Consider the following 2,199-nt stretch of genomic DNA (forward strand, 5'->3'; position numbering starts at 1 on the left):
ATTACCGGAAAACCGCCGGTGACCACTCTCCTCAGAACCTACACCACCTCCAGGGACACCATCATCGGCGCTTAGTTTTTCCCGTTCATCACGGTGGCGCGTGGCCATTTCAGCTTTGCGCGATGCCAACTCGTCATGGCGCTGCCTTGCCTCGCGCTCCGCATCCGCAATGAAGGCTTCGAGCTTGTCGCTCATTCCTGCCGCAATCTCGGCCTTGGTCTTATCGACCGATCGCAGCCGCGCCGGATCGCCAATTCGCGCTTCCAGTTCCTTGACCTTCACCCCGGCATAGCGCGAGAGCGAGTAGACCTCCCCACGATAGTCGATGGCGACGAGCCCGCGCCGGTCGCCCCTGGCGAGCCAAAAGCCGCGCTCTTTCAGCGCCCGTTCAAACGACGCCCGGTTGTCCGAGCGCTGCCAGCATTGCTGCAAGACGGATTTGATTTCACGGGGATCGATGCCGGTTCGCCGCGCTTGCTGCCATTCCTCTTGTGAGAAATTCAGCGGATCGCGCAAGGACCGCTCCTGCAAACCGCGCGGCATGTCCCAGCCATGTTCCATGAAGAGTTCGCGCGAGACATCACGCAACCTCATTTTGTAATGCGCCATGTTGAGCGCGCGCATGCGCTCGCTATCGATCCGCGACCACACAACATGGGCATGTCGCCGTCCGTCCTTCTCATGAAAGACAACGGCGCGTGGCTGTGCTTCCAGACCGAGTTTTTCCTCGATCCGGGCAATCGCCAGTTCGAAATCTTCGGTGCGGACCCTTTCAGTCGCCGGTGGATTGAGGCTCATCGAGAACAGATAGTTCTTGCAGCGTGTCCCCTTGGCGATGGCATCGGCTTCGCTGAAAGCGCTGGAAAGATCGTCGCTGACGAACCCACGCAGATCATGCAACTCAACGTGCTCGTTATCGCGCATGGACATGAGATAGCGGGCAAGCTGGGGAGCGTCGCCGCGCTCTTTCGCTTTCAGGATCATGGCCCGTCCCCAGGAGATTTGCCGAGCGCACGCAACAGATCAGCACGCATGGCGGCGACACTCCGGCAGGCTTCTGCCAGATCGGATTCGGTTTCCGGCGTCACCGGCAGGGAACCCGTGTTGACGGCTTTGGCAAGCTGATTGAGGTTTGATGACAGCCGAGATTGCCCCAACGCCCCAAGGACCCGGCCCAGAGCTTCGGCATCCTGGACGGGGCTGTTACCCGTCCGCTTGCGCGGCGCGGCATGATCCCCGAAAAGCCGTTCCCGGATATAGGCGCTTAAGGATTTGTTGCCCCGCAGCACATCCAGTCTTGCACGCTCATCATGAGTCAGGCGTATCGAGAATGGCGGCGGAGATCTGCGCGGCGATATGCTGGCCGGTGTGACGCTGGAGATAGCCCGGCACATTGCCGCCGCGCAGCACCGCCACCGAGCCCGGATCGTAGGCCCGGCCATAATCGACCTTCACTTCCAGCGCCTTGTGGGGTGCGAGCCCGGCGATGTCCTGGTCAGAGCAATTGGCGCGCAGATTGCACACATAGGGGAGGGTCGTGAGCGTTAGCGAAGGCGCGGCCGAGCTCTGGCGGGACAATGTCCCGCCAGGTGGTGCGGCGCCTGCGCCGGAAACCAGATGACGGCGAAGCATCGTCTTGCCCCCTACATCTGTTCGGCCTGGGCGCCGGATTTCTCGCGCGCCCGGCCAAGGTTCGGTTCTTCACCCATCGGCTGCATGGGCTGGCTGGTGAAGGTATCGTTGCCATCGATTGAGGTGCCCTCGGACCAGCGGCCCGACGCAGGCTGACTGCCATCAGCCTGAAAGCCCATATAGCTGTAGGAGAACTCGCGTGCCTCCTCGTCCTGCGGGAAGCTGTTGGGAACGGGAAACACCTCCTGGTTGCCGCCCAACTCCTCGATCACGGCCAGCCACTGGTTCTGGTGCACGCGCGATCAAATAGGCCAGCATGTCCTTCATGCCGGGGTCGTCGGTCATGTTGTACAGCCGGACCGCCAGCACGCGCCGCCGGATTCGGCGGTGACATTGGCGCTCATGTCAGCGCCGATATTGCCCGTCGCATAGGCGTGGGACGCGTCGAAGGGCACGCCGTTGGCGTTCTCGGGGAGTGCGGCGAGGCCTGTGAAGAGGATGTGGGCAGATTCATCCCGTTGAGTACCGAGCCACCGATCGTGTCCCGGGACGCCTCCTCCTGCATGC

Annotated in this window: 3 protein-coding genes and 1 pseudogene; all 4 read right to left on the reverse strand. The window is 62.1% G+C overall.

Features of this window, described 5'->3' with window-relative positions; translation table 11 throughout:
• Window positions 1-984, reverse strand: a 984-nt coding sequence (locus EO136_RS13590) for a relaxase/mobilization nuclease domain-containing protein (protein WP_127144945.1), incomplete at its 3' end; no start/stop codon positions are given.
• The gene (locus EO136_RS13595; protein WP_246018378.1) at window positions 981-1,289 is read right to left on the reverse strand and encodes a hypothetical protein; all 309 of its coding nucleotides are present in this window, start codon (window positions 1,287-1,289) and stop codon (window positions 981-983) included. The genes EO136_RS13590 and EO136_RS13595, both read right to left, overlap by 4 nt.
• Window positions 1,290-1,308: 19 nt before the next feature.
• Window positions 1,309-1,632, reverse strand: a complete 324-nt coding sequence (locus tag EO136_RS13600; protein WP_127144947.1) for a hypothetical protein — start codon at window positions 1,630-1,632, stop codon at window positions 1,309-1,311.
• A gap of 11 nt (window positions 1,633-1,643) precedes the next feature.
• Window positions 1,644-2,199, reverse strand: a pseudogene (locus EO136_RS13605) (manganese catalase family protein); the annotation flags it as partial.

Source organism: Pelagibacterium montanilacus (assembly GCF_003992665.1).
GTDB lineage: Bacteria > Pseudomonadota > Alphaproteobacteria > Rhizobiales > Devosiaceae > Pelagibacterium > Pelagibacterium montanilacus.